Below are 23976 nucleotides of genomic sequence, written 5' to 3'. Positions count from 1 at the left end.
CGAGCGACGGGCGGGCCACGAACCGGTCAGACGTTGCGGCGGTACTGCCCCCCGACGGTGAAGAAGGCGTCGGTGACCTGCTGCAGGGTGCAGACGCGCGCGGCGTCCATCAGGACCGCGAAGACGTTGTCGTCACCGCGGGCCGCGGCCTCCAGGCGGGCCAGGGCGGCATGCGCCTCGTCCCGGTGCTGCTGCCGGAAGTCCTGGGTCCGCTGCAACTGGGACTGCTTCTCGGCCTCGGTGCCGCGGGCCAGTTCGAGCTCCCGGTGCTCCTCCCCGTGCGGGTTGCGGAAGGTGTTGACCCCGACGATGGGCAGCGTGCCGTCGTGCTTGCGATGTTCGTACCGCATGGACTCGTCCTGGATGCGGCCGCGCTGATAGCCGGTCTCCATCGCACCCAGCACGCCGCCGCGCTCGGAGATCCGCTCGAATTCGGCGAGGACCGCCTCCTCGACCAGATCGGTCAGCTCCTCGATGATGAAACTGCCCTGCAGCGGATTCTCGTTGACCGCGAGACCCCACTCCTTGTTGATGATCAACTGGATCGCCAGCGCGCGCCGCACCGACTCCTCGGTCGGGGTGGTGACCGCCTCGTCGTAGGCGTTGGTGTGCAGGCTGTTGCAGTTGTCGTAGATCGCGATCAGCGCCTGCAGCGTGGTGCGGATGTCGTTGAAGTTCATCTCCTGGGCGTGCAGCGAGCGGCCGGAGGTCTGGACGTGGTACTTGAGCTTCTGCGAGCGTTCGTCGGCCCCGTACTTGTCGCGCATGGCGACCGCCCAGATCCGCCGCGCCACCCGGCCGATCACCGAATACTCCGGATCCATGCCGTTGGAGAAGAAGAAGGACAGGTTGGGCGCGAACTCGTCGATGTGCATCCCGCGCGCGAGATACGCCTCCACATAGGTGAATCCGTTGGCGAGGGTGAAGGCGAGCTGGCTGATCGGATTCGCCCCGGCCTCGGCGATGTGATAGCCGGAGATCGACACCGAGTAGAAGTTGCGAACCCCGTTGCGCACGAACCATTCCTGGATGTCGGCCATCATGCGCAGGCTGAACTCGGTGGAGAAGATGCAGGTGTTCTGGCCCTGATCCTCCTTGAGGATGTCGGCCTGCACGGTGCCGCGCACGGTGGCCAGGGTCCGCGCGCGCAGCGCGGCAGTCTCGTCCGCGGTCGGCGCGCGCCCCTCGGATTCCGAGAATCGTTGCAGCGCTTGATCGATCGCCGTGTTCAGGAAGAAGGCGAGCATGGTCGGCGCCGGCCCGTTGATGGTCATCGACACCGAGGTGGTCGGCGCGGAGAGGTCGAACCCGTCGTAGAGCGCCTTCATATCGTCCAGCGAGGCCACCGAGACCCCGGAGGTGCCGACCTTACCGTAGATGTCGGGCCGCTCGGCCGGATCGTGACCGTACAGGGTCACCGAATCGAACGCCGTGGACAGGCGTTTCGCGTCGGAATGCTCGGACAGCACCCGGAACCGCCGGTTGGTGCGGAACGGATCGCCCTCGCCGGCGAACATCCGCGCCGGATCCTCGTTGTCCCGCTTGAACGGGAAAACCCCTGCGGTGAACGGGAATCGGCCCGGCAGATGCTCCGCGCGCAGGAATCGCAGCAGCTCACCGTGATCGGTGTAGCGTGGCAGCGACACGCGCGGAATCGAACTGCCGGACAACGTGGTTCGCCGCAGCGCGGTCCGCAGTTCGCGGTCGCGCACCCGCACCACCTGCTCCTCGCCGAGGTACGACTCGGCCACCACGGGCCAGCCGTCGAGCAGCGCGGCATTGCCGGGGGTCAGCTCGGTGCGGGCCTGCGCCAGCAACCTTCCCACCGCCGCGGTCGCGGCCGCGGTTTCGGCGGCGACCGGCGCGTGCGCCACCGCATCACCGGATCGCGCTGCGGCGGAACCGATCTCGTCTCCCGCGCCGAGTTCCGCGAGCACCGCGTCGAACCGCTGCACCCGCTGTGCGGCGATCACCTGCCGCGCCGTCTCGGCGTGATAGCCGCGCACGGTATCGGCGATCTCCGCCAGGTAGCGCACCCGGGCGGGCGGGATGAGCTGGGCGAATCTGGTCGAGGCCCGCACATCCACGCGCGGCAGCGCACCCGGTTCCAGTGGCAGCCCGCGCTCGCCGAGCAGACCGATCAGATGCTGGTACAGCGCCGTGACGCCGTCGTCGTTGAAGGTGGCGGCGCTGGTGCCGAACACCGGCATATCCTCCGGCGCGGCGCCGAAGGCCTCCCGGTTGCGGATCAGCTGCCGCGATACGTCGCGCAGCGCGTCGGCGGCCCCGCGCCGCTCGAACTTGTTGATCGCCACCACATCCGCGAAATCCAGCATGTCGATCTTCTCCAGCTGGGAGGCGGCGCCGAATTCCGGGGTCATCACGTACAGCGCGACGTCGACGTGGTCGACGATGGCCGCGTCGCCCTGGCCGATACCCGGCGTCTCCAGGATCACCAGGTCGTATCCGGCGGCCTTGCAGGCCAGGATCATCGCGTCGATATTGGTCGGCAGTTCGTGTGCGCCGCGGGTGGCCAGCGAGCGGAAGTAGGTGTGGCCGGCGTCCAGCGCGTTCATCCGGATCCGGTCGCCGAGCAGCGCGCCGCCGCCGCGGCGGCGGGTGGGGTCGACGGCCAGCACGGCCACGCGCAGTTTGTCCTGCTGATCGGTGCGCAGCCGGCGGACCAGTTCGTCGGTCAGCGAGGATTTACCCGAGCCGCCGGTACCGGTGATGCCGAGAACCGGCACGGTCCGGCCGGCCGTGGCGGCGGTCAGCGCGGCGAGGTCGTCGGCGGGCAGGGTGTCCTGTTGCAGGCAGGTGAGGGTGCGGGCCAGCGCGGTGCGCTCCCCCGCGAGCGTCGCGGTCACGGGCACCGGCTGCTGCGCGAGGTCCACGTCGCAGTCCCGGACCAGCTCGTTGATCATGCCGGGCAGACCGAGCCGCTGGCCGTCTTCGGGAGAGAAGATGCGCACCCCGGACTCGGCGAGCCGGGCGATCTCCCCCGGCACGATGACGCCGCCGCCGCCGCCGAAGATCCGCACGTGCCCGGCGCCGGCCTCGCGCAGCGCCGCCGCGAGATATTCGAAGTATTCGACGTGCCCGCCCTGATAGGAGCTGACCGCCACCCCCTGCACGTCCTCGCTGAGGACCGCGTCGACCACCTCGTGGACGGCCCGGTTGTGCCCGAGGTGGATCACCTCGGCGCCCTGCGCCTGCAGGATCCGCCGCATGATGTTGATCGCCGCGTCGTGCCCGTCGAAGAGCGCCGCCGAGGTGACGAAACGTACCGGATGCACCGGTACATGTAGGTCGGTCATGGTTACCTCCACACCGTGCATCAGTTGCCATCCCAATAGTAGGACGTCAAAGTAAATCTAGTGCAGGACCCCCTCGGCACGCAATGCGCGACGCGCGTCCGCGGGGCGGGCCGCTATTGTCGGCCTGGTGACGACGCAGGACGACTACCCGGTGCTCTGGCCGGTCCCGACCCGGTGGGCCGACAACGATCACTACGGCCACGTGAACAACGTGACCTACTACTCGTACTTCGACACCGCGGTCAACGCCTGGCTGATGCACGCCACCGGCACCGATATCCGCGACCTGCCCGCCATCGGCGTGGTCGCCGAGACCTCCTGCAAGTTCCTCGGCTCGCTGAGCTTCCCCGACCGGCTGCGCGTCGGCCTGCGCATCGCCCGCCTCGGCCACTCGAGCATCACCTACGACCTCGCCGTCTTCCGCGAGGACGGCGACCGGCTGGAAGCGGCGGCGACCGGCCGGTTCGTGCACGTCTACGTCGACGAGCTGACGCGCAAACCGGTCGAGATCCCCGCCGTCATCCGCGAAGCTGCCGAAACGCTGACCTGAGCCCGCGCTGTCGATTCTCGTGAGCGGCCTCAGACCCGGCCGAGCAGCGTCAGCGGATCCTCCAGCAGCGACGCCACGGTCGACAGGAATCGGGAGCCCAGTTCGCCGTCGATCATCCGGTGGTCGAAGCTCAGGCCCAGCGTGGTGACCCAGCGCACCGCCGGTTCGTCGCGGTAGACCCACGGCCGCTTGCGGATCGAGCCGAGGCACAGGATCGCGCCCTCGCCCGGATTCACCAGCGGCACACCGATATCCACGCCGAAGACCCCGACGTTGCTGATGGTGAAGGTGCCGCCGATCAGATCCGCGGGGGTGGCGGCGCCGGAGCGCGACATCTCGGCCACCCAGCCGATGTCGCGGCACAGATCGCGCAGGCTCAGCGTCTGCGCCTCCTTGACGTTCGGCACCAGCAGCCCGCGGTCGGTGGCGACCGCGATACCCAGGTTCACATAGTGCTTGGTGACGATCTCCCGGTTCTCCTCGTCCCAGAACGAGTTGATGCCCGGGAATTCCGCCATCGCGGCGAGCGCGGCCTTGGCGGTCAGCGCCAGCGGCGTCAGGCTGAGGCCGCTGAAGGAGGCCGTGTTGCGCAGATGGTCCAGCAACTCCATCGACGCGGTGAAATCGGTGGTCACGAACGCGCTGGCCTGCGGAATGGTGTGGGAACTGGTGACCATCGCCGCCGCGGTGCGCTTGCGGACGCCGCTGACCGGGATCCGGGTCTCGCGCTCGACGGGGGCCGGCCGGGCCGGGCCGCCGTCCTCGGGCCGCATGGCCGGCGGCGCCGGAGCGGCCGCCCGAGCGTCCGGATCGTCGACGGGGCGAGCGCGATTCATCGGCTGGGAGACCGGAACGGCCTGCCGCACATCTTCCACGGTGACCGCGCCACCCGGGCCGGAGCCGGCCACGACGGCGAGATCGATACCGAGTTCCCGGCCGAGTTTGCGGGCCGCGGGGGTGGCGGCCTGCCGGGTCGCGAACTCGGGGTACGCGGGCATCTCCGTGTCATCCGATCGGCTCACCGCTGGGCCGCCGGATCCGCTCACCGGTGGGCGGCCGCGGCGGGAGGCCGTCTCCTCCTCCGGGCCGTAACCGACCAGTATCGCGCGCCTGCCACCGGAATCGGTTGCGGCGCCGTCGGATTCGCTGTTCACGGATTCTGCGCGGCCACCCCGGGACGCGACCGCGTCCGGTGACGACGGACCCGGCGCCGCGTCCGAGGCGGCCACCCGGATCAGCGCGGCGCCCACGGCGACGGTGTCGCCGGGCTCGGCGAGCAGTTCCACCACCTCACCGGCGAACGGGCTGGGCAGCGCCACCTGCGCCTTGGCCGTCTCCACCTCGGCGATGGTCTGATTGAGCTCGACGGCGTCACCGACCGCCACGGCCCAGGAGATCAACTCCGCGTCGGCCAAACCCTCGCCGAGATCGGGGAGCCGGAACTCCAGGATCTGGCGGCGGGCTTCCACCACACGGTTTTCCGAGTCGTTCGGCAAGGGGCACCTCTGTCTGAACGGGCGGTCGGACGGTGTCACGCAAACGTTCGATCGACCGCATCCAGGATGCGATCGGGGTCGGGCAGGTGGTGCCGTTCGAGCTTAGCGGGGGGATAGGGGATGTCGAAGCCACCGACGCGCAGGACCGGCGCCTCCAAGTAGTAGAAACAGCGTTCGCTGATCCGGGCGGCGATCTCCGCGCCGAGCCCCGCGAACACCGGCGCCTCGTGCGTGACGACGAGCCGGCCGGTCCGCCGCACCGATTCCTCGACCGTGTCGAAGTCGATCGGCGACAGGCTGCGCAGATCGATCACCTCCAGTTCGTGCCCCTCCCCCGCGGCGATCTCGGCCGCGGTCAGCGCGGTGCGGACCATGCCGCCGTACGCGACGATCGTGGCGTCCCGGCCCGGACGGCAGATCCGGGCCCGGTCCAGGGGATACGGATCGGCGTCCAGCGCATCGGGATCGACCTCGGCCTTGTCCCAGTAACGGCGCTTGGGCTCCAGGAAGATCACCGGGTCGGGCAGCGAAATCGATTGGCGCAACATGAGATACGCGTCGGCGGGGGTACTCGGCGAGACCACCCGCAGCCCGGCGGTGTGCGCGAAGTACGCCTCCGGCGACTCGGAGTGGTGCTCCACCGCCCCGATCCCGCCGCCGAACGGGATCCGCACGGTCAGCGGCGCCGAGGCCGCGCCGCCGGTGCGGTAGTGGATCTTCGCGACCTGCGAGACGATCTGATCGAACGCCGGATACACGAAGCCGTCGAACTGGATCTCGCACACCGGCCGGTAGCCGCGCAGCGCCATCCCGAAAGCCGTTCCGATGATGCCGGATTCGGCCAGCGGCGTATCGATCACCCGGTTGTCCCCGAAATCCTTCTGCAGGGTGTCGGTGACCCGGAAGACACCGCCGAGCCGGCCGATGTCCTCACCGAGCAGCACCACCTTGGGATCGTCCTCCAGGGCGCGGCGCAGGCCCGTGTTCAGAGCGGCGGCGAACGTGATCATGACCGGACTCCCTCCAGGTATGCGGTGTAGTCCCGCCGCTGTTCGTCGATCAGCGGATGCGGTGTCGCGTATACGTGCTCGAACAACGCGGCCGGCGCCGGATCGGGCATGCCGACCGTGGCGCTGCGCACCCGCTCCCCCACAGCGTCCGAACGATCGCGTACCTGTTGCTCGAAGTCGCTGTCCCAGAACCCTTCTCGTTCCAGCAGCCGGCGCATCCGATCGATCGGATCGCGGCGCCGCCACAGTTCCAGCTCCGCCGCCGCGCGATAGCGGGTCGGATCGTCGGCGGTGGTGTGCGGGCCCATCCGGTAGGTGATCGCCTCGATGAACGACGGCCCGCCACCGGCCCGCGCCCGGGCCACCGCCTGCCGGGTCACCGCGAGCACACCCAGCGCGTCGTTGCCGTCGACCTGGACGGCCGGCATGCCGTAGCCGTAGGCCCGGCGCGCGATCGGGGTCGCGCTCTGCACCTGTACCGGTTCGCTGATCGCCCAGTGGTTGTTCTGGCAGAAGAACACCACCGGGGCACTCCACGAGGAGGCGAAGCCGAGCGCCTCCGCGATATCGCCCTGACTCGTCGCGCCGTCGCCGAAATAGGCGATGGTCGCGATCTCGGCGCCGTCGAGATGTGCCGCGTAGGCGTAGCCGGTGGCGTGCAGACCCTGCGCGCCGACCACGATCGCCGGATTGGTCATGTTGATCGTGTCCGGCTCCCAGCAGCAGTGCGCGACACCGCGCCACATCCGGGTGATCGCGCCCGGATCGACACCCCGGCAGTAGGCCACCGCGGCCTCGCGATAGCTGCAGAACACGTAATCGTCGGAGTTCAGAGCGTGGGCGGAACCGATCTGCGCGCCTTCCTGGCCCAGCAGCGGCGGCCACAGGCCGAGCTGGCCCTGGCGTTGCAGTGCGGTCGCCTCGGTGTCGATGCGCCGGGCGGCGACCATGTCCTCGTACATTCGCCGCAGCCGTTCGGGGCCGACATCGGCGACCAGGGCGGCGTGCTCGCGATCGAGTACGCGGCGGCCGTCGGGCTGGACCAACTGCACCGGATAGGCGCTCGGGTCGGTCATCGTCATCGCCTCCTCGCCCGTCCGGGCGATCACGGGGCCGCTGCGCGGGTGGCGCAGCCGCCGCCTCCGGTTCCGGCCGGGGTCGCCGGCCGTTGCGGTGCAATGGTGTCCTACACCACACAGCATCCACGATTGAGCGAATCGCGCAAGTACCAACCTCGCAACTGGGCAGAATGCGTGGCACGACCGGGGAGTCGCCTGTCATACTGCGTTACATGTCCAGTGCAGAGCAGATCGGTGCCGTGATCGACGCGACGGATGCGCGGCTGTTGCTGGAGCTGGTCGCCAATCCCCGCGCCACCGGCGTGGAGCTGGCCACCCGCCTGGGGCTGTCCCGCAACACCGTGCAGGCCCGGCTGGCCCGCTGGGAGTCGGCCGGGGTGCTGGCGAGTTTCGAACGCCGGGTCGATCCGCGCGCGCTGGGGTATCCGCTGGCCGCGTTCGTCTCCGTCGTGGTCGATCAGCACACCCTGGACGCCGTCGTCGACGAGCTGGCCCGGGTCCCGGAGGTCACCGAGGTGTGCGGGCTGACCGGTCAGACCGATCTCACCGTCCGCGTCGTCGCCCGCGACGCCGACGATCTGTACCGGGTCGCGGGCCGGATCCTGGAGATCCGCGGCGTGGAACGCACCAATATGGCCCTGGTGATGCAGCAGTTCGTCGGCCCCCGCACGGCCCCCCTGCTGGCCCGGGTGGCCGCCGACGGCAACACCCGCTGAGCCCGCCGGACCGAAAACGGACCAGTTTCGCACGATTGGCCGCTGACCGCACCGAACGCGGTCACCGACGATGACACGATGAGCACCACCGCCGCCGAATCCCCCGGAGCCTCGCCCACCGAACCGGTCGATTCGCCCGAACCACGGGCCGGCGACCCGGTGGCTCCGGCAGGTGGCCCGCCGAGCCATACCGCGCATGCGATCGGCGCGGGGGCGGTGGCGGCGCTGGTCGGATTCACCAGTTCGTTCGCGGTGGTGCTGGCCGGGCTGACCGAGATGGGCGCCACACCGGCACAGGCGGCCTCGGGCCTGATGGTCGTCTGTCTCACCCAGGCGATCGGAATGTTGTTGCTGGCCCGGCGTTTTCGCATCCCGATCACGCTGGCCTGGTCCACCCCCGGTGCGGCGTTGCTGGCGAGCACCGGTGCGGTGGCCGGGGGCTGGGCCGCGGCCGTCGGCGCGTTCCTGGTGACCGGGGTGCTGATCGTGCTCACCGGATTCTGGGATCGGCTCGGCCGGCTGATCGCGGCGATTCCGGTCGAGATCGCGCAGGCCATGCTGGCCGGGGTGCTGGTGCCGCTGTGCCTCGCGCCGGTGCGTTCGGTGACCGTCAGTCCGGCCGTGGTGGTGCCGGTGCTCGTCGTGTGGCTGGTGCTGCAACGGTTCGCCGCCCGCTGGGCGGTACTGGCGGCGTTCGCGACCGCGGCCGTCGGCGCGGGTATCGATATCGCGGTGACCCATCGCCACCTGGATCTCGCCGCCATGACGCCGCGGGTGGAACTGACCGCGCCGCACTGGACCTGGCAGGCGGTGGTCGGCGTCGCGGTGCCGCTGTACATCGTCACGATGGCCGCGCAGAACATCCCCGGCACCGCGGTGCTCTCGTCGTTCGGCTATCGGGTGCCGTGGCGGGCGGCGATGATCACCACGGGGCTGGGCACGCTGGTGGGTGCGACCGCCGGTGGGCACGTGGTGAATCTGGCCGCGATCAGCGCGGCGCTGACCGCGGCGCCCGCGGCCCATCCGGATCCGCGCCGCCGATGGATCGCGGCGGTCGGTACCGGCGGTACCTATCTGCTGATCGCGCCCGCTGCCGCCGCACTGGTGACGCTGGTCGCCGCCGCGCCCCGGGGTGCGCTGGAAAGCGTTGCGGGCCTTGCCCTCCTGGCCACCCTGGCGAGTGCGCTGACCGCCGCGCTGGGCCCGGCCGAACATCGCACGGCGGCCGTGGTGACCTTCCTCGTCTCGGCGTCGGCGATCACGATCGCCGGTATCGGGGCGGCCTTCTGGGCACTGGCCGCCGGCCTGCTGGTGCGATGGGTGCTCGCGCCGCGTGGCCGGACGGCGCCGACCACCGCCGCGTCGCGGTAGCCGGCGCCGGGTCATCTCGGGTCAGACCCCCAGGAAGGTGGTCAGATCCTTGAGGAAACGCTCCTTGTCGCCCGGCACCATGGCCAGGCCGTGCGAGGCGCCCTCGTAGACGATGAGGCTCGCGTCCCGGATGATCTCGACCGCCTGCCGGGCGGTGGCGTCGATCGGCACGATCTGATCGTCGTCGCCGTGCACGATCAGGGTCGGGATGTCGAACTTCTTCAGGTCGGCGGTGAAATCGTCCCAGCCGAAGGCGTCCACGCACTTCACGCCGGCCTGGATGGATTCGTGCATCGCCATGAACCAGAACGCGTCCCGGTTGCCCTGGGTGGCCTTCGAGCCGCGGCGGTTCGCGCCGAAGAACATCTCGGACACGTCCTTCCAGAACTGCGACCGCTCCCCGAGGATCCCGTTCTTGATCTGCACGAGGGCGTCCTCGGGCACACCCGACGGATTGTCGGCGGTCTTCAGCATGTGCGGCGTGATCGCCGACAGCAGTACGGCCGAACGGACCCGCGAGGTGCCGTGCCGGCCGATGTAGCGGGCGAGCTCGCCGCCGCCCATCGAATGCGCGACCAGGGTCACGTCCCGCAGGTCGAGCTGCGTCAGCAGATCGTTCAGATCGTCGGCGAAGGTGTCGAAGTCGTAACCGTCCCACGGCTGCTCCGAGCGGCCGTGACCACGGCGATCGTGGGCGATACCCCGGAAACCCGCGTCGGCGACCGCCTTCATCTGGTCGTCCCAGGCATCGGCATTCAGCGGCCATCCGTGGATGAACACGACCGGGCGGCCCGAACCCCAGTCCTTGTAGTAGATGTCCACTCCGTCGCGCGTCGTACACACAGGCATCGGGAGAGCCTCCTTCGTCCGGTCGCCGAGCGAATCCCGGATCGCCGATCCGGGCTGTCGGAACAAAGGTAGCTGTACATTTGCCACGGGCAACCTGTTCTTGTCCCATCGGTGACCCGGCGGGAGCCGGTACCGTCGAATCGGTGGACACGTCGACCCTCGCCCCGGCCACCAGGTTCGCGCGTGCCGCCGTTTTCGCGGTGTTCGGGCTGAACGGATTCACGCTGTCGATGTGGGTGGTGCACATCCCGGTGATCACCGCGCGCGCCGGAGTTTCGCACGCCACGCTGGGCATGCTGATCCTGCTGATGGCCGGCAGCGGCATCCTCGGCATGCAGGCCGCCGGGCCGATCGCCGACCGGGCCGGCAGTCGCACCGTGGTCGCGGTGGCCGGCGTGTTCGTCTCCCTGGTGATCCTGATCCCGATCAACGCGGCCGGTCCGGTGACACTCGCGATCGGGTTGGCGGCGTTGGGTTTCGGCAACGGCGCGCTGGACGTGTCGATGAACAGTCAAGCGGTGCACGTGGAACGGCAGTACGGGCGGCCGATCATGTCCGCGTTCCATGCCTTGTTCTCCTGTGGCGGATTGGCCGGATCACTGGTCGGCGCGGCCGCGCTGCACGCCGGACTGGACACCCGGCTGACCGTGGCGGGCGTCGCGGCACTCGGCCTGGTGCTGATCGCCGTGCTGGTGCCGCGCCTGCTCCCGCACGATCGCCCGCACCCGGCCGCCGACGCCGCCCGGCCGGCATCGGCCGCTGCGAGCACCCCGGGGCCGGGCGATGCCGAAATCGCCGGGGATCGCCGCGAGGCGTCCGGCGCGGCCGCGGAGCGCGGTGGCGAAACCGCGGTCGGCGCAGCCGTATCCGATCGAGCGAGCCGCCGGGACGTGCGAAAGGTGCTGGCGCTCGGCGCGATCGCGATCGCGTTCCTGATGACCGAGGGCGTCGCCAACGACTGGAGCACGCTCCAGGTGCACGAGCGGCTGCACGTCTCGGATGCCACGGCGGCGCTGGCCTTCGGCGCGTTCTCGACGACGATGACCATCGGCCGGTTCGCCGCCGATCGGGTCAACGGACGGTTCGGGCGGGTGGCGCTGGTGCGCTGGGGCGCGCTGCTCGCCGCGGCCGGACTGGGCCTGATCGTCGGATCGGCCTGGGTGCCGGTCACATTGGCGGGCTGGGCGCTGCTGGGGGTCGGGCTGGCCGGTGGCGTGCCCCAGATCTTCAGTGCCGCGGGCAATCTCGGGACCGAGACGGCGACCACCGATATGTCGCACGTATTCACGCTCGGTTATCTCGGTTTCCTGGCCGGACCCTCGGTGATCGGCTGGCTGGCGAAATTCACCTCGCTGACCACGGCACTGATCTTCCCGCTGGTCGCGATCCTGTTGTGCGCGTGGTTCGCCCGCATCGTCGCGACACCGGAACCCTGACGCGATCCCGCGGTTACAGTCGGGGCATGTTCGCCAACGAGCGGCAGGACCGCAGACTCGATCGCATCGAACGCAAACTGGACGCGATCATCGCGCACCTCGGCATCACCGGAATCGATTCGGAGCGGATGGATGCCGAGTACCGGCCGCCGCCGGTCGAATTCGCCGGCGAGATGGCCGACGTGGACGAGCTACTGACCCAGGGCAAGAAGATCGCCGCGATCAAGCGGTATCGCGAGCTGTACCCCCAGGCCTCACTGCGCGAGGCCAAGGACGCCGTGGAGGCCCGGGAGCCGCGAATCCGCTGATCGTCAGTGTGGGACGTGCTTGTGCCGCACGCCGTTTCCGAAGGCGACCACCGCGGCCAGCAGCGCGCCGATACCGAGCAGCACGAAACTCAGTACGTACGCGTGCAATTGCGGCACGTTGGAGTGACCGATGGTGTACGCGGACAGAATCGAGCCGGTGATGGCGCCGGAGATACTGCCGCCGGCGGTCCGGACCAGCGAGTTGATCCCGCTGGCGATACTGCTCTCGCTCATCGCCACATGCTGGACGGCCAGGGTGCCCAGCGCCGCGTAACTGATACCGAAACCGATGCCCTGCAACACATTCGAGATGATCAGCTCGTACCCGTGGGTGTGGAAGAAGGCCAGCGACAGCGGCGCGAACGCGGCGATGGCCGCGCCGAGCGCCAGCGTGTGCGCCGCACCGATGCGGGCCGCGATCCGGCCGGTGCGGAACGAGAAGAAGGTCATCATGACGGTGCTGGGGATGCCGTACAGGCCGACATCCAGCACCGTGCCGGACAGGCCGTACCCCACCTTGTCCGCCGGGGTCTCGACGAAATTCGAGATCAGCGAGAACGAGCCGAACATCGCGAATCCGAGGAGGGCCGAGGCCAGGTTCGCCGACAGTGAGCGCGGCCCGACCAGCAGCGGCAGTCGCACCAGCGGCTGTGCCACCTTCAACTCGGCGAACACCCACACCGCGGTGAGTACGACGGCCGCGACGAACAGCCCGATCACACTGCCGGAACCCCAGCCCCAGTCCGGCCCCTCGCTGATCGCCAGCAGCAGGCAGGTCAGCAGGCCCGCCAGCAGACCGGCCCCCACGAAATCGGGCCGGCCGCCGTGCCGGATGCCGGTGTCCGCGGCCGTCACGCCGATCAGGATCGTGGACAGCAAGGCCATCCCGGCGGTGATCCAGAAGACCGGATGCGCGCTGGTGGTGTGGTTGGCGATGACGCCGGTGACCAGCATGCCGATCGTGCCGCCGACGCCCATCGTGCCACTCATCACGCCGATGGACGTGGTCAGCCGCTTCGGCGGGAAGGTGTCGCGAATGATGCCGATCGCCAACGGGATCAGCGCGGACGACACACCCTGCAACGCCCGGCCGACGACGTAGATCGGGAGCGTGGCGGCGAGGGCACAGATCACCGAACCGGCCAGCAGCAGGCCCATGCAGACCATCACCATGAGCTTCTTGCCGTACATGTCGCCGAATCGCGACAGCAGCGGCGTCGCGACCGCGCCGGTGAGCAGCGAGGCGGTGAACAGCCAGGTCACGCCGGAGACGTTGGTGTGCAACTGCACGATCAGCCGCGGCAGCAGCGGGATCACCACGGTCTGTTGCAGCGAGACGACCAGGCCGGCGGCACAGAGTGCGAGCAGGGTCAGGCCGAGCGGGGCCTTGGTACCGGCGTCGTCCGGGCCGGAGTCGGTCGTGTTCGCGCCGGCTCCGGGCCGGCCCTCGACGGTCGACGTCATCTGTATGTCCTCATCCTCGTCCCGAAAACGGGTTCCCCTGATGGCCGGATCGGCGCGGCACCCCGTTGTGCGGCGGATCACGGCATACTTACCTAACTTAAGTAACTCGCCTCGTAGAATAACCCCATGCGCCGGGCTCCAGCTACCCCCGAAAACGATCTCGATGCGGACGCCGATCCGCCTGCCCGGACGGGTGCCGACGCCGATCACATCGCGGAACTCGAACGCGCACTGACCCGTATCGCGCACATGCTCACCCGGGCCCGCCGCCACGATCGCACCGCCGCGGAGGCCGGCGTCGACGTCGACCGTGCCAACGTCCCGCTGTTACGCCTGCTCGCCGAGGCCGGCGAACCGCTGCGGCTCGGCGAGATCGCCGCGCGCCTCGACGTCGAGGCGCCGCACATCACCCGGCAGGTTCAGCGGCTCGAGCGCAGCGGATTCGTCACCCGGGTGCCGGACCCCTGCGATCGCCGCGCCCAGCGCGTGCGCCTGACCACCGCCGGCGCGGACGCGGTCGACGCGATGCGCGCGGTCGGCCGCCGGGTCATCCGGGACTGTCTGGACGACTGGAACTCCGACGACCTGGCCGCACTGGCCCGGTTGAATCACCGCATGGTCGACGACTTCCTCCGGCACGCCGACGATCCGCCGCCGGGCACACGCTGATCCGGCCGTAACCGTCCGCGCGACGGTCCGGGGTCAGGCTGGGCCGTGCAGTGGTTCGGCCGCTCGGTGGGCCGGGGCACCCCGGCCTACGAGGTCCGGACCTGCCGATCGGTGCGCTCAGTGTGGGCCGATGCTGCCGTCGCGCTGCCGCCGGAGGTCCGGCCACGGCGGGCGACGCAGTACGGCGAGGGTGGCGATCACCGCGCTCAGTAGTCCGATCGTCTCGCCGACGAGGGCGATGCGGGTGTCGTCCTCCGCCGCACTCCACGTCACCCGGCCGCCGTGGATGACGAAGACGCCGATCGGCCGCGTCGCCGGACGCAACCAGCCGCCCGGGGCAGCGACCGTGATGACGGTGGAACCGTCGGCGGTCTCCACCGGCGTCCCGAAGACCGGCGCTTCCGACGCCACGGACAACGGGCGGAAGAACTCGCGAAATGTCATGCCGAACCCCTCCTTCGGGCCGCACGACGGCGGCCGGTGTGCCGATCCTAGGGCAGATCGCCCGATTCGGGCGGGCACACGACGAAGGCCCCGTCCGATACCGAACGGGGCCCTCTCGCAACGGTTTACAGTGCCTTGAGTTCCTCGGTGACGGCGCCGACGGACTTCTTGGCGTCGCCGAACAGCATCGAGGTGTGGTCGCTGTAGAACAGCGGGTTGTCGATGCCGGCGAAGCCGGAGTTCATCGAGCGCTTCAGCACGATGACGCTCCTGGCCTGGTCGACGTTCAGCACCGGCATGCCGTAGATGGGGCTGGCGGCATCCTCGCGGGCGGCGGGGTTGGTGACGTCGTTGGCGCCGATGACCAGGGCCACATCGGTACGGCCGAATTCGCCGTTGATGTCGTCCATTTCCTTCATCGCGTCGTAGGACACCTCGGCCTCGGCCAGCAGCACGTTCATGTGGCCGGGCATGCGACCGGCGACCGGGTGGATGGCGTACTTGACCTCCACACCCTTGGCCTCCAGCAGCGATGCCATCTCCTTGACCGCGTGCTGGGCCTGGGCGACGGCCATACCGTAGCCGGGGACCACGATCACCTGGTTGGCGTAGGCCATCTGGATCGCGGCATCCGCCGCCGAGGTGGCCTTGGCCTGCTTCTGCTCACCGGTGCCGGAGGAGGCGACCACGCCGCCGCCACCGAACCCACCGGCCACGATGGCCGGGATGGACCGGTTCATCGCCTTGGCCATCAGGTTGGTGAGAATGGTGCCGGACGCGCCGACGATCATGCCCGCGACGATCATCGCGGTGTTGTTCAGCGCCAGACCGGCTGCGGCGGCGGACAATCCGGTGAGCGCGTTGAGCAGGGAGATGACCACCGGCATGTCGGCGCCGCCGATCGGCAGCACCACCATCAGGCCGAGCGCCGCGGCCAGCACCAGCAGCAGCACCATCCACCAGCCGGACACCCCGTCGTTGGTGGCCCCCACGCCGATCACGACCGCCGACGCGACCGCGCCGACGAACAGCAGAATGTTCAACGGCTGCTGCAGTTTCCCGATCCCGAGCGGCTTACCCGGCAGGATCTCCTGCAGTTTGCCGAACGCGATCAGCGAGCCCCAGAACGAGATCGAGCCGATGATCGCGGCGAACAGGGAGGCGATCACGATGTGCACGGTCGGCTGCTCGGGAATCCGCGAGAAGCCTTGCGTGTCCAGGAATTCCGACCAGGCGATCAGCGCGACCGTACCGCCGCCGACGCCGTTGAACGCGGCCACCAGCTGCGGCATCGCCGTCATCTTGGTGAACCGGGCCGGCGGGATGCCCAGTGCCACACCGACGACCAGGCCCGCGACGATGAGGATCCAGTTGTTCGTGTGCCGGATCGAGATGAAGGTCGCGACCACCGCGAGCGCCATCCCGACCGCCGCGATCTGGTTGCCGCGCACCGCCGTCTTCGGGCCGGTCAGGCCCATCAGACCGTAGATGAACATCGCGAACGCGATGACGTAGAGAATGTTGACGAGATTGTCCATGAGCTACTTCCCCGCCTTCTCACCGGCGGAGTTGTCCTGCGCCGCAGGCTTTTTACCCTTGAACATGCCGAGCATCCGGTCCGTGACCACGAATCCGCCGATCACGTTCAAGGTTCCGAACACGACGGCGACGAACAGGATGATCTGCTCGGCCACCGACGGATGGGCGATCTTGCCCAGCACCACCAGCGCGCCGAGCACGACGATGCCGTGAATCGCGTTGGTACCCGACATGAGTGGGGTGTGCAGGGTATTGGGCACCTTCGAGATCACGGCGAAGCCGACGAACCCGGACAGCACCAGAATGGCGATGTTCGCCAGCAACTCGGTGTACATCAGTTACCCGCCTTCGAATCGGGGGAAGCCGGCGCGGACGCATCGGCCGCGTCGGAATCGGTCGCGGGAGCGGCGGAGTCGGCGGCCGCAGCGTCCGCGGCAGCGGAATCGGCCGCCGGAGAAGCGGAATCGGCGACCGGTTCCGCCGCCGGTGCCGCGACAGCCGCGGGGGCCTCACGGTCGCGGGTGACGCACGAATCCGCCAGCACCTGATCACCGAAATCGGGTGCCAGCGCACCGTCTTTCAGCATCAGCTCCAGCAGGGCCTGAATGTTCTTGGAGTACAGCTCCGACGCGTGCTCGGGCATGGTCGCGGGGAGGTTCAGCGGCGAGGCGATCGTGACGCCGTGCTTGACCACCGTCTTACCGGGTTCGGTCAGCTCGCAGTTGCCGCCGGTCTCGCCGGCCAGGTCCACGATCACGCTGCCGGGCTTCATACCCTCGACCGCGGCCGCGGTCACCAGGCGCGGCGCGGGACGGCCCGGCACCAGCGCGGTGGTGATCACGACATCGAAACCCTTGATGGCGTTCTCCAATGCCAGCTGCTGCTGCGCCTTCTCGTCCTCGGTGAGCTCGCGGGCGTACCCGCCCTCACCGGCGGCGTCGATACCCAGATCCAGCCACTGCGCGCCGACCGAGCGCACCTGATCGGCGACCTCGGGCCGTACGTCGTATCCGGTGGTCCGGCCACCGAGGCGCTTCGCGGTCGCCAGGGCCTGCAACCCCGCGACGCCGACACCCAGTACCAGCACCGTCGCCGGCTTCACCGTGCCGGCCGCGGTGGTCAGCATCGGGAAGAACCGGGTGGACTCCGACGCGGCGACCAGCACCGCCTTGTAACCGGAGACGTTCGCCTGCGACGACAGCGCGTCCATCACCTGCGCCCGCGAGATCCGCGGAATGGCCTCGACCGCGAACGCCTGCACACCGGCGGCCTTCAGCGCGCCGATCTTGGTGTCCGCGTTGCGGGGTGCGAGGAATCCGATGAGTGTCTGGCCCGCCGACAGTTTCCCGATCTCCGTGTCGTTGGGCGGGGCGACCTTCACGATCACCTCGGCCGACCACGGATCACCGAGCACGGCGCCCGCGGCGGTGTACGCCTCGTCCGGGATCAGCGCACCCAGGCCCGCGCCCGGCTCCACGACCACTTCCACACCCTGCTTGACCAGGGTCGGAATGATCTTCGGTACCAACGCGACCCGGCGCTCGTCGGGATTGGACTCCCGAACCACACCGACGCGCGTGCCGTGGGGAACGCTCTGCGTTGTCTCCACTGCTCATCTTCCTTACTCGTAACGGCCGAAGCTGGCCCCCACCTTCCGTGGTGGGCCGCCGCCGGTGGCCGATCGGGCGCTCCGGAACTTACTCTTCAGTAAGTTCGTGACGATTGTCGCAACTGTACCCGGCAAGCGGTGAGCCTAGCCGAGATCAACATCACATAGCCAAGTGAGGATTCTCCCAATTGCCCCTTCTTCGACATGACGTAGCACACATCTACGATGCCGTAGGGTTCGCTCGGTGACGGGCTGTATCTTCTGCCGGATCGTGGCGGGCGACGCCCCCGCCACCGTGGTCCACGAGACCGGCACGCTGTACGCGTTCCTCGACATCCGCCCCATCGCGCGAGGTCACACGCTGGTGATTCCCAAACGGCACGCGACCGATCTCGACGAACTCGACCACGCGACCGGCGCCGCGATCTTCACCCTCGGACATCGCCTCGCAAAGGCCGTGCGCCGCAGCGAGCTCGGCGCCGACGGCGCCAATCTGCTGCTCAACGACGGTCGTTCGGCATTCCAGACCGTACCGCACGTACACCTGCACGTGGTGCCGCGGCGCAATGGCGACACGCTGGCCTTCGCCAGAGGTTTCCTGCTCCGCAGGCCACACGAACCGGAATCCACCGCCGCGGCGATCCGCGCGGGCCTGGACCGACTGGAAGGCGAACACCCGTGACGGCCGTTGCGCTCGAACCCACGACGATGATCACGGCTCTCACCGCGCAGTGGGCCGCACTGACGCGGGCCGTCACCGGACTCGACGAGCGGCAGTGGCGCACACCGTCGCCGCTGCCCGGCTGGACGGTGTTCGATGTGCTGGCGCACGTGACCGGCACCGAGTCGATGCTGCTGGGCGAGCCGAATCCCGAGATCGCGGCGGCGATTCGGGAGCAGCCGCACGTGCGCAACGACATCGGCGCGCTCAACGAGGCCTGGCTGGACACGCTGCGCGCGCTCACCGGCGCGCAGCTGATCGACCGGTTCGAATCGGTCACCGGTCGCCGCCGGGCCGCCCTCGCGGCCCTCGGCGCGCCGGACTGGCAGCAGTCGCTGCCGTCCCCGGTGGGTGTGGTGCCCTACGTGCGCTTCATGCGGACCCGCGTCTTCGACTGCTGGATGCACGAACTCGACATCACCGACGCGCTCGGCCGCGAACCCGACGGCGACGAGGCGGACCTACGCGCCGAGCTGGCCCTCGACGAGCTCACCGCCTCGCTGGGACGGACGGTGGTCAAGCGCGGCGGGGCGCCCGACGGCAGCCGGCTGACCTTCGAGCTCACCGGCCCGCACGCGCGGACCGTGCACATCCGGGTGGACGGCCGCGCGGAGGTGGCCGACACCCTCGATCGTCCGGCCGATGCGGTGATCCGCCTGGACGCCGGGCTGTTCGCGCGGTTGTGCGGCGGCCGGGTCGACGCCGAGGGCGAACTCGCGCGGATCGCACTGTCCGGCGACCGGGACCTCGCGCTCCGGATCGTCCGCAACCTGGCGTTCACGATCTGATGCCGAACCGTCTGTCGGACAACAGATTCTGTCAAGGGGTGCGAACGTCCGGCGCTCGTTGCGCCGGCGCGGCGCGAGAACCTTTCTCCGCCGATCGGTTCGGCGGGCACTGATGCGACTGTTCCTGTCCAGCTATCGATTCGGGAAGCACGAGGACCGGTTCGCCGCACTCGTGGGCACTCCCGGACCGGTCGCGGTGATCCCGAACGCCTGCGATGCCTGGCCCGCCGCCTGGCAGGGTGCGATCACCAGCGATCTGAAACCGTTGCGGGACCGCGGTTTCCGTCCGGACGTAGTGGACCTGCGCGAATTCACCGGGCGCGAAGCCGAACTGGAACGCGCCCTCACCCGGTTCCCCCTGATCTGGGTGCGCGGCGGCAACACCTTCGTGCTGCGGGCCCGATTCGCGCTCAGCGGAGCGGATCTCGTGCTGCCACGGCTGCTCGCGGCGGATGCCGTCGCCTACGCGGGCTACAGCGCGGGGGCCTGCCTGCTCACCCCGGACCTGCGCGGTATCGAGGCCGTCGACGATCCCGGCGAGGTACCACCGGCCTGCGGCATCGAAGCACGCTGGGACGGATTGGGTGTGGTGGATCACCGGATCGTCCCACACGTCGGCTCGCCCGGCACCGATCCGGACGGGGCCTGCGACCGGATCGCCGACCGGTATCGCGCCGAGGGCGTCGCGCACTGGGCCCTCACCGACGACGACGCGGTGGTGGTCGACGGTGATCGCGTCGAGGTACTCGTCACTCCCGGCTCCTGAGGCCGCCCGGCGGACGTGTTCCCCCGGTCCGACCGGCGGCGGTGATCCGGCAGTTCGTCAGCGGGTGTCGGCGGCGTCCTCGCCCGGCGCCGCGATGCGCCGGACCGCATCCTTGATCACGGCCCGCGCGCGCTCCGGATCGCCGTCCGGCCCGAGCAGGAAACCGCGCACCTGCGGAACCGCCGCGGGATAGTTGATCATGCTCATCAGCAGCATCAGCAGATGCCCGGGTGGCAGGTCCGCGCGGATCAGGCCGCGCTGCTGGGCCGAGTCGACCTTGACCTTCTTGTCCAGGTAGCGAGCGGTCCGGGTCTCGCCGGCCGAGGCGCCCTCCTGGCCGAGTTCGAGCGCCTCCCACATCAGCAGCCGCAGGAATTCCGGATGCGCGCGGTGGTAGTCGATGTGCTGGTCGACCCACCGGTCCAGATCATCGATATCGGTGCTGACCGCGTCGGCCACGTGCACCATCGCCTTCTCCAGGACCTGGTGGAACAGCTGTTCCTTGTCGCCGAAATAGGCGTAGATCAGCTGCTTGTTGGCCTGTGCGTTGCGGGCGATGCGGTCGACGCGGGCGCCGGCGATCCCGTAGGCGGCGAACTCCCGGGTCGCCGCGTCGAAGATGCGGGCCTTGGTCGCCTCGGGGTCTCTCGGCGGCATGTACCGATCGTAAGCAACCGATCGGTTGACACGCATTTCGCGGCGATGGAATAGTTACAACCAACCAGTTAGTTACAGACTTCGTCTCCACCCGGCGCAGTGTGGCGCCGCCCCACCGATGATCCGCATTCGGGAGAACGACGTGTCAGTCCTCGAAACCCGTTCCGCACCAACCATTTCCGTCAGAGCTCCGGCGGACGACGGCTTTCCCGCACGCCACCGGGTACTGCCGGTGGTCCTGAGCGCCATGTTCATGGCGATGTTCGACTGGTTCGTCGTCAACGTCGCCGCCTCCTCACTGCAAACCGACCTGCACGCGGGCGAATCCGCGCTGGAGCTGATCGTCGGGGGATACGGCTTCGCCTACGCGTCCGGGCTGATCACCGGCGGCCGGCTCGGCGACCTGCACGGTCACCGGCGGCTGTTCGTGCTCGGCATGCTGGCCTTCACCGTCGCCTCGCTGCTGTGCGGGCTCGCGCCGAATGCCTGGGCACTGGTCGCCTTCCGCATCCTGCAGGGCGGCACCGCGGCGCTGATGGTGCCGCAGATGCTGGCGCTGATCAACACGTTGTTCCCGGTGCGCGAACGACCGCGGGCCATGGCCGCTTTCGGCGCCACCATCGGCATCGGCGCGGTGTCGGGCCAGGTGCTCGGCGGAATCCTGTTGAACCTGGACCTGTTCGGCTGGGGCTGGCGCAGCATCTTCTACATCAACGTGCCGATCGGGCTGGCCGCCGCGGCGCTGGCCGCCCGCTGGCTGCCCGCACACGACCGGATCCAGCGGCCGAAGCTGGATCCGGTCGGCGCACTGGGCATCTCGGCGGCGCTGGCGCTGCTGCTGGTGCCGATCACGCTCGGCCGCCCGGAGGGCTGGCCGCTGTGGACCTGGCTGTCGATGATCGCGGCGGCGCCGGTCCTGGCGCTCACCGTGCACTACGAGCGACGGCTCACCGCGCGCGGCGGCGAACCGGTACTGGACATCTCGATGGTTCGCCGCCGGGGCTTCGGCCTGGGACTGCTGATCGCGGGCGGCTATCTGACCTTCTTCGCCGGATTCATGTTGTGCCTCACCCTGTTCCTGCAGGACGGGCTCGGATTGTCGCCGCTGCGAGCGGGTCTGGCGTTCGCGCCGCTGGGGGTGTGCTTCGCGAGCAGTTCGTTCTTCCTCGCGCCCCGGGTGGCGGCCCGGATCGGCACGCGGGTGATGGTGCTGGGCACCTGCACCAGCCTCACCGGGCTGGCGATCACGCTGGCGGTGCTGCATTTCGGCGAACCGCATCTCGGCGCCGTGGCGCTGATCCCCGGCATGATGATCGTCGGCGCCGGCAACGGGCTGACCATCCCCTCGGTCGTGGGCGCGGTGTTGTCCTCGGGTATCCCCGCACGGCAGGCCGGTATGGCCGCGGGGGTGCTGACCACCGCCCAGCAGTTCGGCAACGCGATCGGCGCCACCGTCCTCGGGGTGATCTTCTTCGCCGCCCTGGGCACCGGACGCCACGGCGGGCATTTCGTCACCGCGATGGAGACATCCGCGCTGGGTGGCGCCGTGGTGCTGGCGATCGTGCTGGCCGCGGCGCTGGCGCTGCCCCGCCCGGCGGCCGACCGGCCGTGATCCTCGCCCGGCCGGAACCGCGCGCACCTCGGCGTGGTTCCGGCCGGCGCCGGAAATCTACAGGTACAGCCCGGTGCCGTGTTCCGGCCGCTCGTTGGCGACGGCGTGCAGATCGCGCTCGCGCATCACCAGATACGCCTGACCCTGCACCTCGACCTCGAACTGGTCGTCGGCGTTGAACAACACCCGGTCGCCCAGGCCCACCGCGCGCACATGCGAACCCACCCCACAGACCTGCCCCCAGGTCAGACGCTTCGCCACCTGGGCGGTCGCCGGGATCAGGATGCCTCCGCTGCTGCGCCGCTCCCCCTCTTCGGGAGACACGCGGACCATCACCCGATCGTGCAGCATCTGAATTTCGAGCTTCGAATCGGACACCGCGGCAGTCTAGCGCGCGGCACCGACTAGGAAATCAAACGCTCGCTCGCGGCCGGGCCGCCCCATTCGCCGAGCCACCGGCGACGGGTGAGGTCGTCGGCGGTGCCGAGCAGCACGTCGAGCAGAGACCGCGGATCCTCGGTCCACTGCTGTCGTACCCGCGCCACCACCTCGCGGCCGAACAGGCCCGAACGGTCCACCGCCTCGACCCAGGTCCGGATCTCCCCGGCCCGGATCCGTCCCAGCACGGCGGCATCGACCTCGTCGTCGGCGAACAGTCCCACCAGCAGATCCCGGATTCCGGGCGAATCCATCCCCATCACGCAGGCATCCTTTCGTCGACCGCCCGTGCCGACTCCCCCGGCCCGAGGCAATCCATTGTGCAGGGAGTGTGCCGCTTTTGCCGACTCGTCGCCAGTCGAGCCGGACGGCACTCGCTACCGTTGACGGGTGCCTGTTGACGACAATGCTCGTGCCGAGGTCGCCGCGGAGGCCGCCCGGTTCCGGTTGCGGGTGGCCGGGGAGGCGCTGCGGCTGTTCGCGGAGCAGGGGTACGAGGCCACCTCCGTCGACGAGATCGCGGAGGCGGCGGGGGTGTCGCGGCGGACGTTCTTCCGGCAGTTCCGCTCCAAGGAGGATGTGGTCTTCGCCGACCACGAAGCACAATTGGCGCAGGCGCGCGCGGATCTCGAAGCGGCGCAGACCGATCCGTGGACCGCAGTCTGCGAGGCGGTCGTCGGGGTATTCGAGAGATTCACCCGGACAAGGGAATTGGCGGCCCAGCGGTATCGGGTGGTCCGGCAGGTGCCGGCGCTGCGCGATCGCGAGATCGTCACGGTGTTCCGCTACGAGCGGCTGTTCACCGATTATCTGCGCGGCCGGTTGCCCGACGCCCCGGATCTGGCGATGGTGCAGTTCAGCGCCGCGGTCACGGCCACCCACAACTATCTGCTGCGCCGGATGGTGCGCGGCGAGAGCGAGGCCGCCGCCGCGGATCTGCGCACGGCCCTGGCCGCCGTCCCGCGCGGCGATCGCGCGGCGGGCGAGATGGTGGTGGCGGTGTTCCCCCGCGACATGCCGCCGCGACAGGTGGCCGAGTTGCTGTCGGATCACCTCGGTAGTCTGTGATGGCGCTCACAGTTTCCTGATCGCACACCTTGGCACTCAGTGCCACCCGCTGAACACGCCCGTCCGCGC

24 protein-coding genes are annotated in these 23976 nt (G+C 69.5%); 11 read left to right on the top strand and 13 right to left on the bottom strand.

The features are described 5' to 3' along the window. Positions 1-26: 26 nt before the first annotated feature. Complete coding sequence (gene icmF / locus G361_RS0141325) at positions 27-3317, bottom strand: fused isobutyryl-CoA mutase/GTPase IcmF (protein ID WP_026344150.1); 3291 nt, start codon at positions 3315-3317, stop codon at positions 27-29. A gap of 127 nt (positions 3318-3444) precedes the next feature. On the opposite strand from icmF, the gene G361_RS0141320 reads away from it, so the two are divergent. After that, entirely contained in the window at positions 3445-3867 is a 423-nt protein-coding gene (locus G361_RS0141320; protein ID WP_019933033.1) for a thioesterase family protein, read from the top strand. A gap of 29 nt (positions 3868-3896) precedes the next feature. Here G361_RS0141320 and G361_RS0141315 read toward each other — a convergent pair whose 3' ends face one another. From G361_RS0141315 to pdhA, 3 genes are read right to left on the bottom strand one after another with little or no spacing between them, the layout of a single operon-like run. After that, positions 3897-5339 carry a dihydrolipoamide acetyltransferase family protein gene (locus G361_RS0141315; RefSeq protein WP_026344149.1) on the bottom strand — a complete coding sequence of 481 codons (1443 nt, stop codon included), beginning with the start codon at positions 5337-5339 and terminating at the stop codon, positions 3897-3899. A 59-nt stretch (positions 5340-5398) separates the two neighbouring features. Further along, the gene (locus G361_RS0141310; RefSeq protein WP_019933031.1) at positions 5399-6373 is read right to left on the bottom strand and encodes an alpha-ketoacid dehydrogenase subunit beta; all 975 of its coding nucleotides are present in this window, start codon (positions 6371-6373) and stop codon (positions 5399-5401) included. Then, on the bottom strand, positions 6370-7449 hold the full coding sequence (pdhA, locus tag G361_RS0141305; protein ID WP_026344148.1) for a pyruvate dehydrogenase (acetyl-transferring) E1 component subunit alpha: 1080 nt from the start codon (positions 7447-7449) through the stop codon (positions 6370-6372). Before pdhA ends, G361_RS0141310 begins: the two co-directional genes overlap by 4 nt. A 215-nt stretch (positions 7450-7664) precedes the next feature. Here pdhA and G361_RS0141300 point away from each other — a divergent pair, with 215 nt between their 5' ends. Continuing rightward, positions 7665-8168 carry an Lrp/AsnC family transcriptional regulator gene (locus tag G361_RS0141300; protein WP_019933029.1) on the top strand — a complete coding sequence of 168 codons (504 nt, stop codon included), beginning with the start codon at positions 7665-7667 and terminating at the stop codon, positions 8166-8168. A gap of 78 nt (positions 8169-8246) precedes the next feature. Further along, positions 8247-9539 carry a benzoate/H(+) symporter BenE family transporter gene (locus tag G361_RS0141295; protein WP_019933028.1) on the top strand — a complete coding sequence of 431 codons (1293 nt, stop codon included), beginning with the start codon at positions 8247-8249 and terminating at the stop codon, positions 9537-9539. A 21-nt stretch (positions 9540-9560) separates the two neighbouring features. Here G361_RS0141295 and G361_RS0141290 read toward each other — a convergent pair whose 3' ends face one another. After that, the gene (locus G361_RS0141290) at positions 9561-10388 is read right to left on the bottom strand and encodes an alpha/beta fold hydrolase (RefSeq protein ID WP_026344147.1); all 828 of its coding nucleotides are present in this window, start codon (positions 10386-10388) and stop codon (positions 9561-9563) included. A gap of 143 nt (positions 10389-10531) precedes the next feature. Here G361_RS0141290 and G361_RS0141285 point away from each other — a divergent pair, with 143 nt between their 5' ends. Continuing rightward, positions 10532-11824, top strand: coding sequence for an MFS transporter (locus tag G361_RS0141285; RefSeq protein WP_019933026.1), 1293 nt, complete (start codon positions 10532-10534; stop codon positions 11822-11824). Positions 11825-11850: 26 nt separating this feature from the next. Further along, positions 11851-12132, top strand: a complete 282-nt coding sequence (locus tag G361_RS46495; RefSeq protein WP_019933025.1) for a hypothetical protein — start codon at positions 11851-11853, stop codon at positions 12130-12132. Positions 12133-12135: 3 nt separating this feature from the next. Here the strand turns inward: G361_RS46495 and G361_RS0141275 are convergent, their stop codons facing one another. Beyond that, complete coding sequence (locus tag G361_RS0141275) at positions 12136-13596, bottom strand: MFS transporter (protein WP_019933024.1); 1461 nt, start codon at positions 13594-13596, stop codon at positions 12136-12138. 126 nt (positions 13597-13722) lie between these two features. Between G361_RS0141275 and G361_RS0141270 the strand changes: the two genes are divergently transcribed. After that, a complete protein-coding gene (locus G361_RS0141270) occupies positions 13723-14265 on the top strand; it encodes a MarR family winged helix-turn-helix transcriptional regulator (RefSeq protein ID WP_019933023.1) in 543 nt (180 codons plus the stop codon). Between the two features lie 117 nt (positions 14266-14382). Here the strand turns inward: G361_RS0141270 and G361_RS0141265 are convergent, their stop codons facing one another. From G361_RS0141265 to G361_RS46490, 4 genes are all read right to left on the bottom strand, one after another. Next, a complete protein-coding gene (locus tag G361_RS0141265) occupies positions 14383-14709 on the bottom strand; it encodes a hypothetical protein (protein ID WP_019933022.1) in 327 nt (108 codons plus the stop codon). 125 nt (positions 14710-14834) lie between these two features. After that, positions 14835-16247 (bottom strand): NAD(P)(+) transhydrogenase (Re/Si-specific) subunit beta, encoded by a 1413-nt coding sequence (locus G361_RS0141260; RefSeq protein ID WP_019933021.1) that lies wholly within the window; start codon positions 16245-16247, stop codon positions 14835-14837. 3 nt (positions 16248-16250) lie between these two features. Beyond that, the gene (locus tag G361_RS0141255; RefSeq protein ID WP_019933020.1) at positions 16251-16583 is read right to left on the bottom strand and encodes an NAD(P) transhydrogenase subunit alpha; all 333 of its coding nucleotides are present in this window, start codon (positions 16581-16583) and stop codon (positions 16251-16253) included. Further along, entirely contained in the window at positions 16583-17857 is a 1275-nt protein-coding gene (locus G361_RS46490; RefSeq protein ID WP_231387259.1) for a Re/Si-specific NAD(P)(+) transhydrogenase subunit alpha, read from the bottom strand. Before G361_RS46490 ends, G361_RS0141255 begins: the two co-directional genes overlap by 1 nt. Before the next feature lie 244 nt (positions 17858-18101). Between G361_RS46490 and G361_RS0141245 the strand changes: the two genes are divergently transcribed. The 3 genes from G361_RS0141245 to G361_RS0141235 all read left to right on the top strand — a co-directional run bounded on the left by G361_RS0141245 (position 18102) and on the right by G361_RS0141235 (position 20132). Beyond that, the gene (locus G361_RS0141245; protein WP_019933018.1) at positions 18102-18539 is read left to right on the top strand and encodes an HIT family protein; all 438 of its coding nucleotides are present in this window, start codon (positions 18102-18104) and stop codon (positions 18537-18539) included. After that, positions 18536-19366: a maleylpyruvate isomerase family mycothiol-dependent enzyme gene (locus tag G361_RS0141240; RefSeq protein WP_019933017.1), complete on the top strand. Its 831-nt coding sequence runs from the start codon at positions 18536-18538 to the stop codon at positions 19364-19366. Before G361_RS0141245 ends, G361_RS0141240 begins: the two co-directional genes overlap by 4 nt. A 112-nt stretch (positions 19367-19478) precedes the next feature. After that, a complete protein-coding gene (locus tag G361_RS0141235) occupies positions 19479-20132 on the top strand; it encodes a Type 1 glutamine amidotransferase-like domain-containing protein (RefSeq protein WP_019933016.1) in 654 nt (217 codons plus the stop codon). A 57-nt stretch (positions 20133-20189) separates the two neighbouring features. Here G361_RS0141235 and G361_RS0141230 read toward each other — a convergent pair whose 3' ends face one another. After that, positions 20190-20789 (bottom strand): TetR family transcriptional regulator, encoded by a 600-nt coding sequence (locus tag G361_RS0141230; protein ID WP_019933015.1) that lies wholly within the window; start codon positions 20787-20789, stop codon positions 20190-20192. 118 nt (positions 20790-20907) lie between these two features. Between G361_RS0141230 and G361_RS0141225 the strand changes: the two genes are divergently transcribed. Continuing rightward, complete coding sequence (locus G361_RS0141225; RefSeq protein WP_019933014.1) at positions 20908-22401, top strand: MFS transporter; 1494 nt, start codon at positions 20908-20910, stop codon at positions 22399-22401. A 57-nt stretch (positions 22402-22458) separates the two neighbouring features. On the opposite strand, the gene G361_RS0141220 is transcribed toward G361_RS0141225, so the two are convergent. Together G361_RS0141220 and G361_RS0141215 are read right to left on the bottom strand one after the other, a co-directional pair. Then, on the bottom strand, positions 22459-22779 hold the full coding sequence (locus G361_RS0141220) for a co-chaperone GroES (protein ID WP_019933013.1): 321 nt from the start codon (positions 22777-22779) through the stop codon (positions 22459-22461). A gap of 26 nt (positions 22780-22805) precedes the next feature. Continuing rightward, positions 22806-23099, bottom strand: coding sequence for a hypothetical protein (locus G361_RS0141215; RefSeq protein WP_026344146.1), 294 nt, complete (start codon positions 23097-23099; stop codon positions 22806-22808). Between the two features lie 130 nt (positions 23100-23229). Here G361_RS0141215 and G361_RS0141210 point away from each other — a divergent pair, with 130 nt between their 5' ends. Beyond that, positions 23230-23907: a TetR family transcriptional regulator gene (locus tag G361_RS0141210; RefSeq protein WP_019933011.1), complete on the top strand. Its 678-nt coding sequence runs from the start codon at positions 23230-23232 to the stop codon at positions 23905-23907. Positions 23908-23976: the final 69 nt, after the last annotated feature.

The sequence above is a fragment of the Nocardia sp. BMG111209 genome (genome assembly GCF_000381925.1).
Taxonomy (GTDB): domain Bacteria; phylum Actinomycetota; class Actinomycetes; order Mycobacteriales; family Mycobacteriaceae; genus Nocardia.
Note: the sequence above shows the minus strand (reverse complement) of the source record. Positions and strands in the feature narration are given on the sequence as shown.

What these genes read in the sequence shown, in the direction of transcription:
- icmF (WP_026344150.1), bottom strand. Translation starts at nt 3,317, where the DNA reads ATGACCGACCTACATGTACCGGTGCATCCGGTACGTTTCGTCACCTCG.
- G361_RS0141310 (WP_019933031.1), bottom strand. Translation starts at nt 6,373, where the DNA reads ATGATCACGTTCGCCGCCGCTCTGAACACGGGCCTGCGCCGCGCCCTG.
- pdhA (WP_026344148.1), bottom strand. Translation starts at nt 7,449, where the DNA reads ATGACCGACCCGAGCGCCTATCCGGTGCAGTTGGTCCAGCCCGACGGC.
- G361_RS0141300 (WP_019933029.1), top strand. Translation starts at nt 7,665, where the DNA reads ATGTCCAGTGCAGAGCAGATCGGTGCCGTGATCGACGCGACGGATGCG.
- G361_RS0141295 (WP_019933028.1), top strand. Translation starts at nt 8,247, where the DNA reads ATGAGCACCACCGCCGCCGAATCCCCCGGAGCCTCGCCCACCGAACCG.
- G361_RS0141290 (WP_026344147.1), bottom strand. Translation starts at nt 10,388, where the DNA reads ATGCCTGTGTGTACGACGCGCGACGGAGTGGACATCTACTACAAGGAC.
- G361_RS46495 (WP_019933025.1), top strand. Translation starts at nt 11,851, where the DNA reads ATGTTCGCCAACGAGCGGCAGGACCGCAGACTCGATCGCATCGAACGC.
- G361_RS0141275 (WP_019933024.1), bottom strand. Translation starts at nt 13,596, where the DNA reads ATGACGTCGACCGTCGAGGGCCGGCCCGGAGCCGGCGCGAACACGACC.
- G361_RS0141270 (WP_019933023.1), top strand. Translation starts at nt 13,723, where the DNA reads ATGCGCCGGGCTCCAGCTACCCCCGAAAACGATCTCGATGCGGACGCC.
- G361_RS0141265 (WP_019933022.1), bottom strand. Translation starts at nt 14,709, where the DNA reads ATGACATTTCGCGAGTTCTTCCGCCCGTTGTCCGTGGCGTCGGAAGCG.
- G361_RS0141260 (WP_019933021.1), bottom strand. Translation starts at nt 16,247, where the DNA reads ATGGACAATCTCGTCAACATTCTCTACGTCATCGCGTTCGCGATGTTC.
- G361_RS0141255 (WP_019933020.1), bottom strand. Translation starts at nt 16,583, where the DNA reads ATGTACACCGAGTTGCTGGCGAACATCGCCATTCTGGTGCTGTCCGGG.
- G361_RS0141235 (WP_019933016.1), top strand. Translation starts at nt 19,479, where the DNA reads ATGCGACTGTTCCTGTCCAGCTATCGATTCGGGAAGCACGAGGACCGG.
- G361_RS0141230 (WP_019933015.1), bottom strand. Translation starts at nt 20,789, where the DNA reads ATGCCGCCGAGAGACCCCGAGGCGACCAAGGCCCGCATCTTCGACGCG.
- G361_RS0141225 (WP_019933014.1), top strand. Translation starts at nt 20,908, where the DNA reads ATGATCCGCATTCGGGAGAACGACGTGTCAGTCCTCGAAACCCGTTCC.
- G361_RS0141215 (WP_026344146.1), bottom strand. Translation starts at nt 23,099, where the DNA reads ATGGGGATGGATTCGCCCGGAATCCGGGATCTGCTGGTGGGACTGTTC.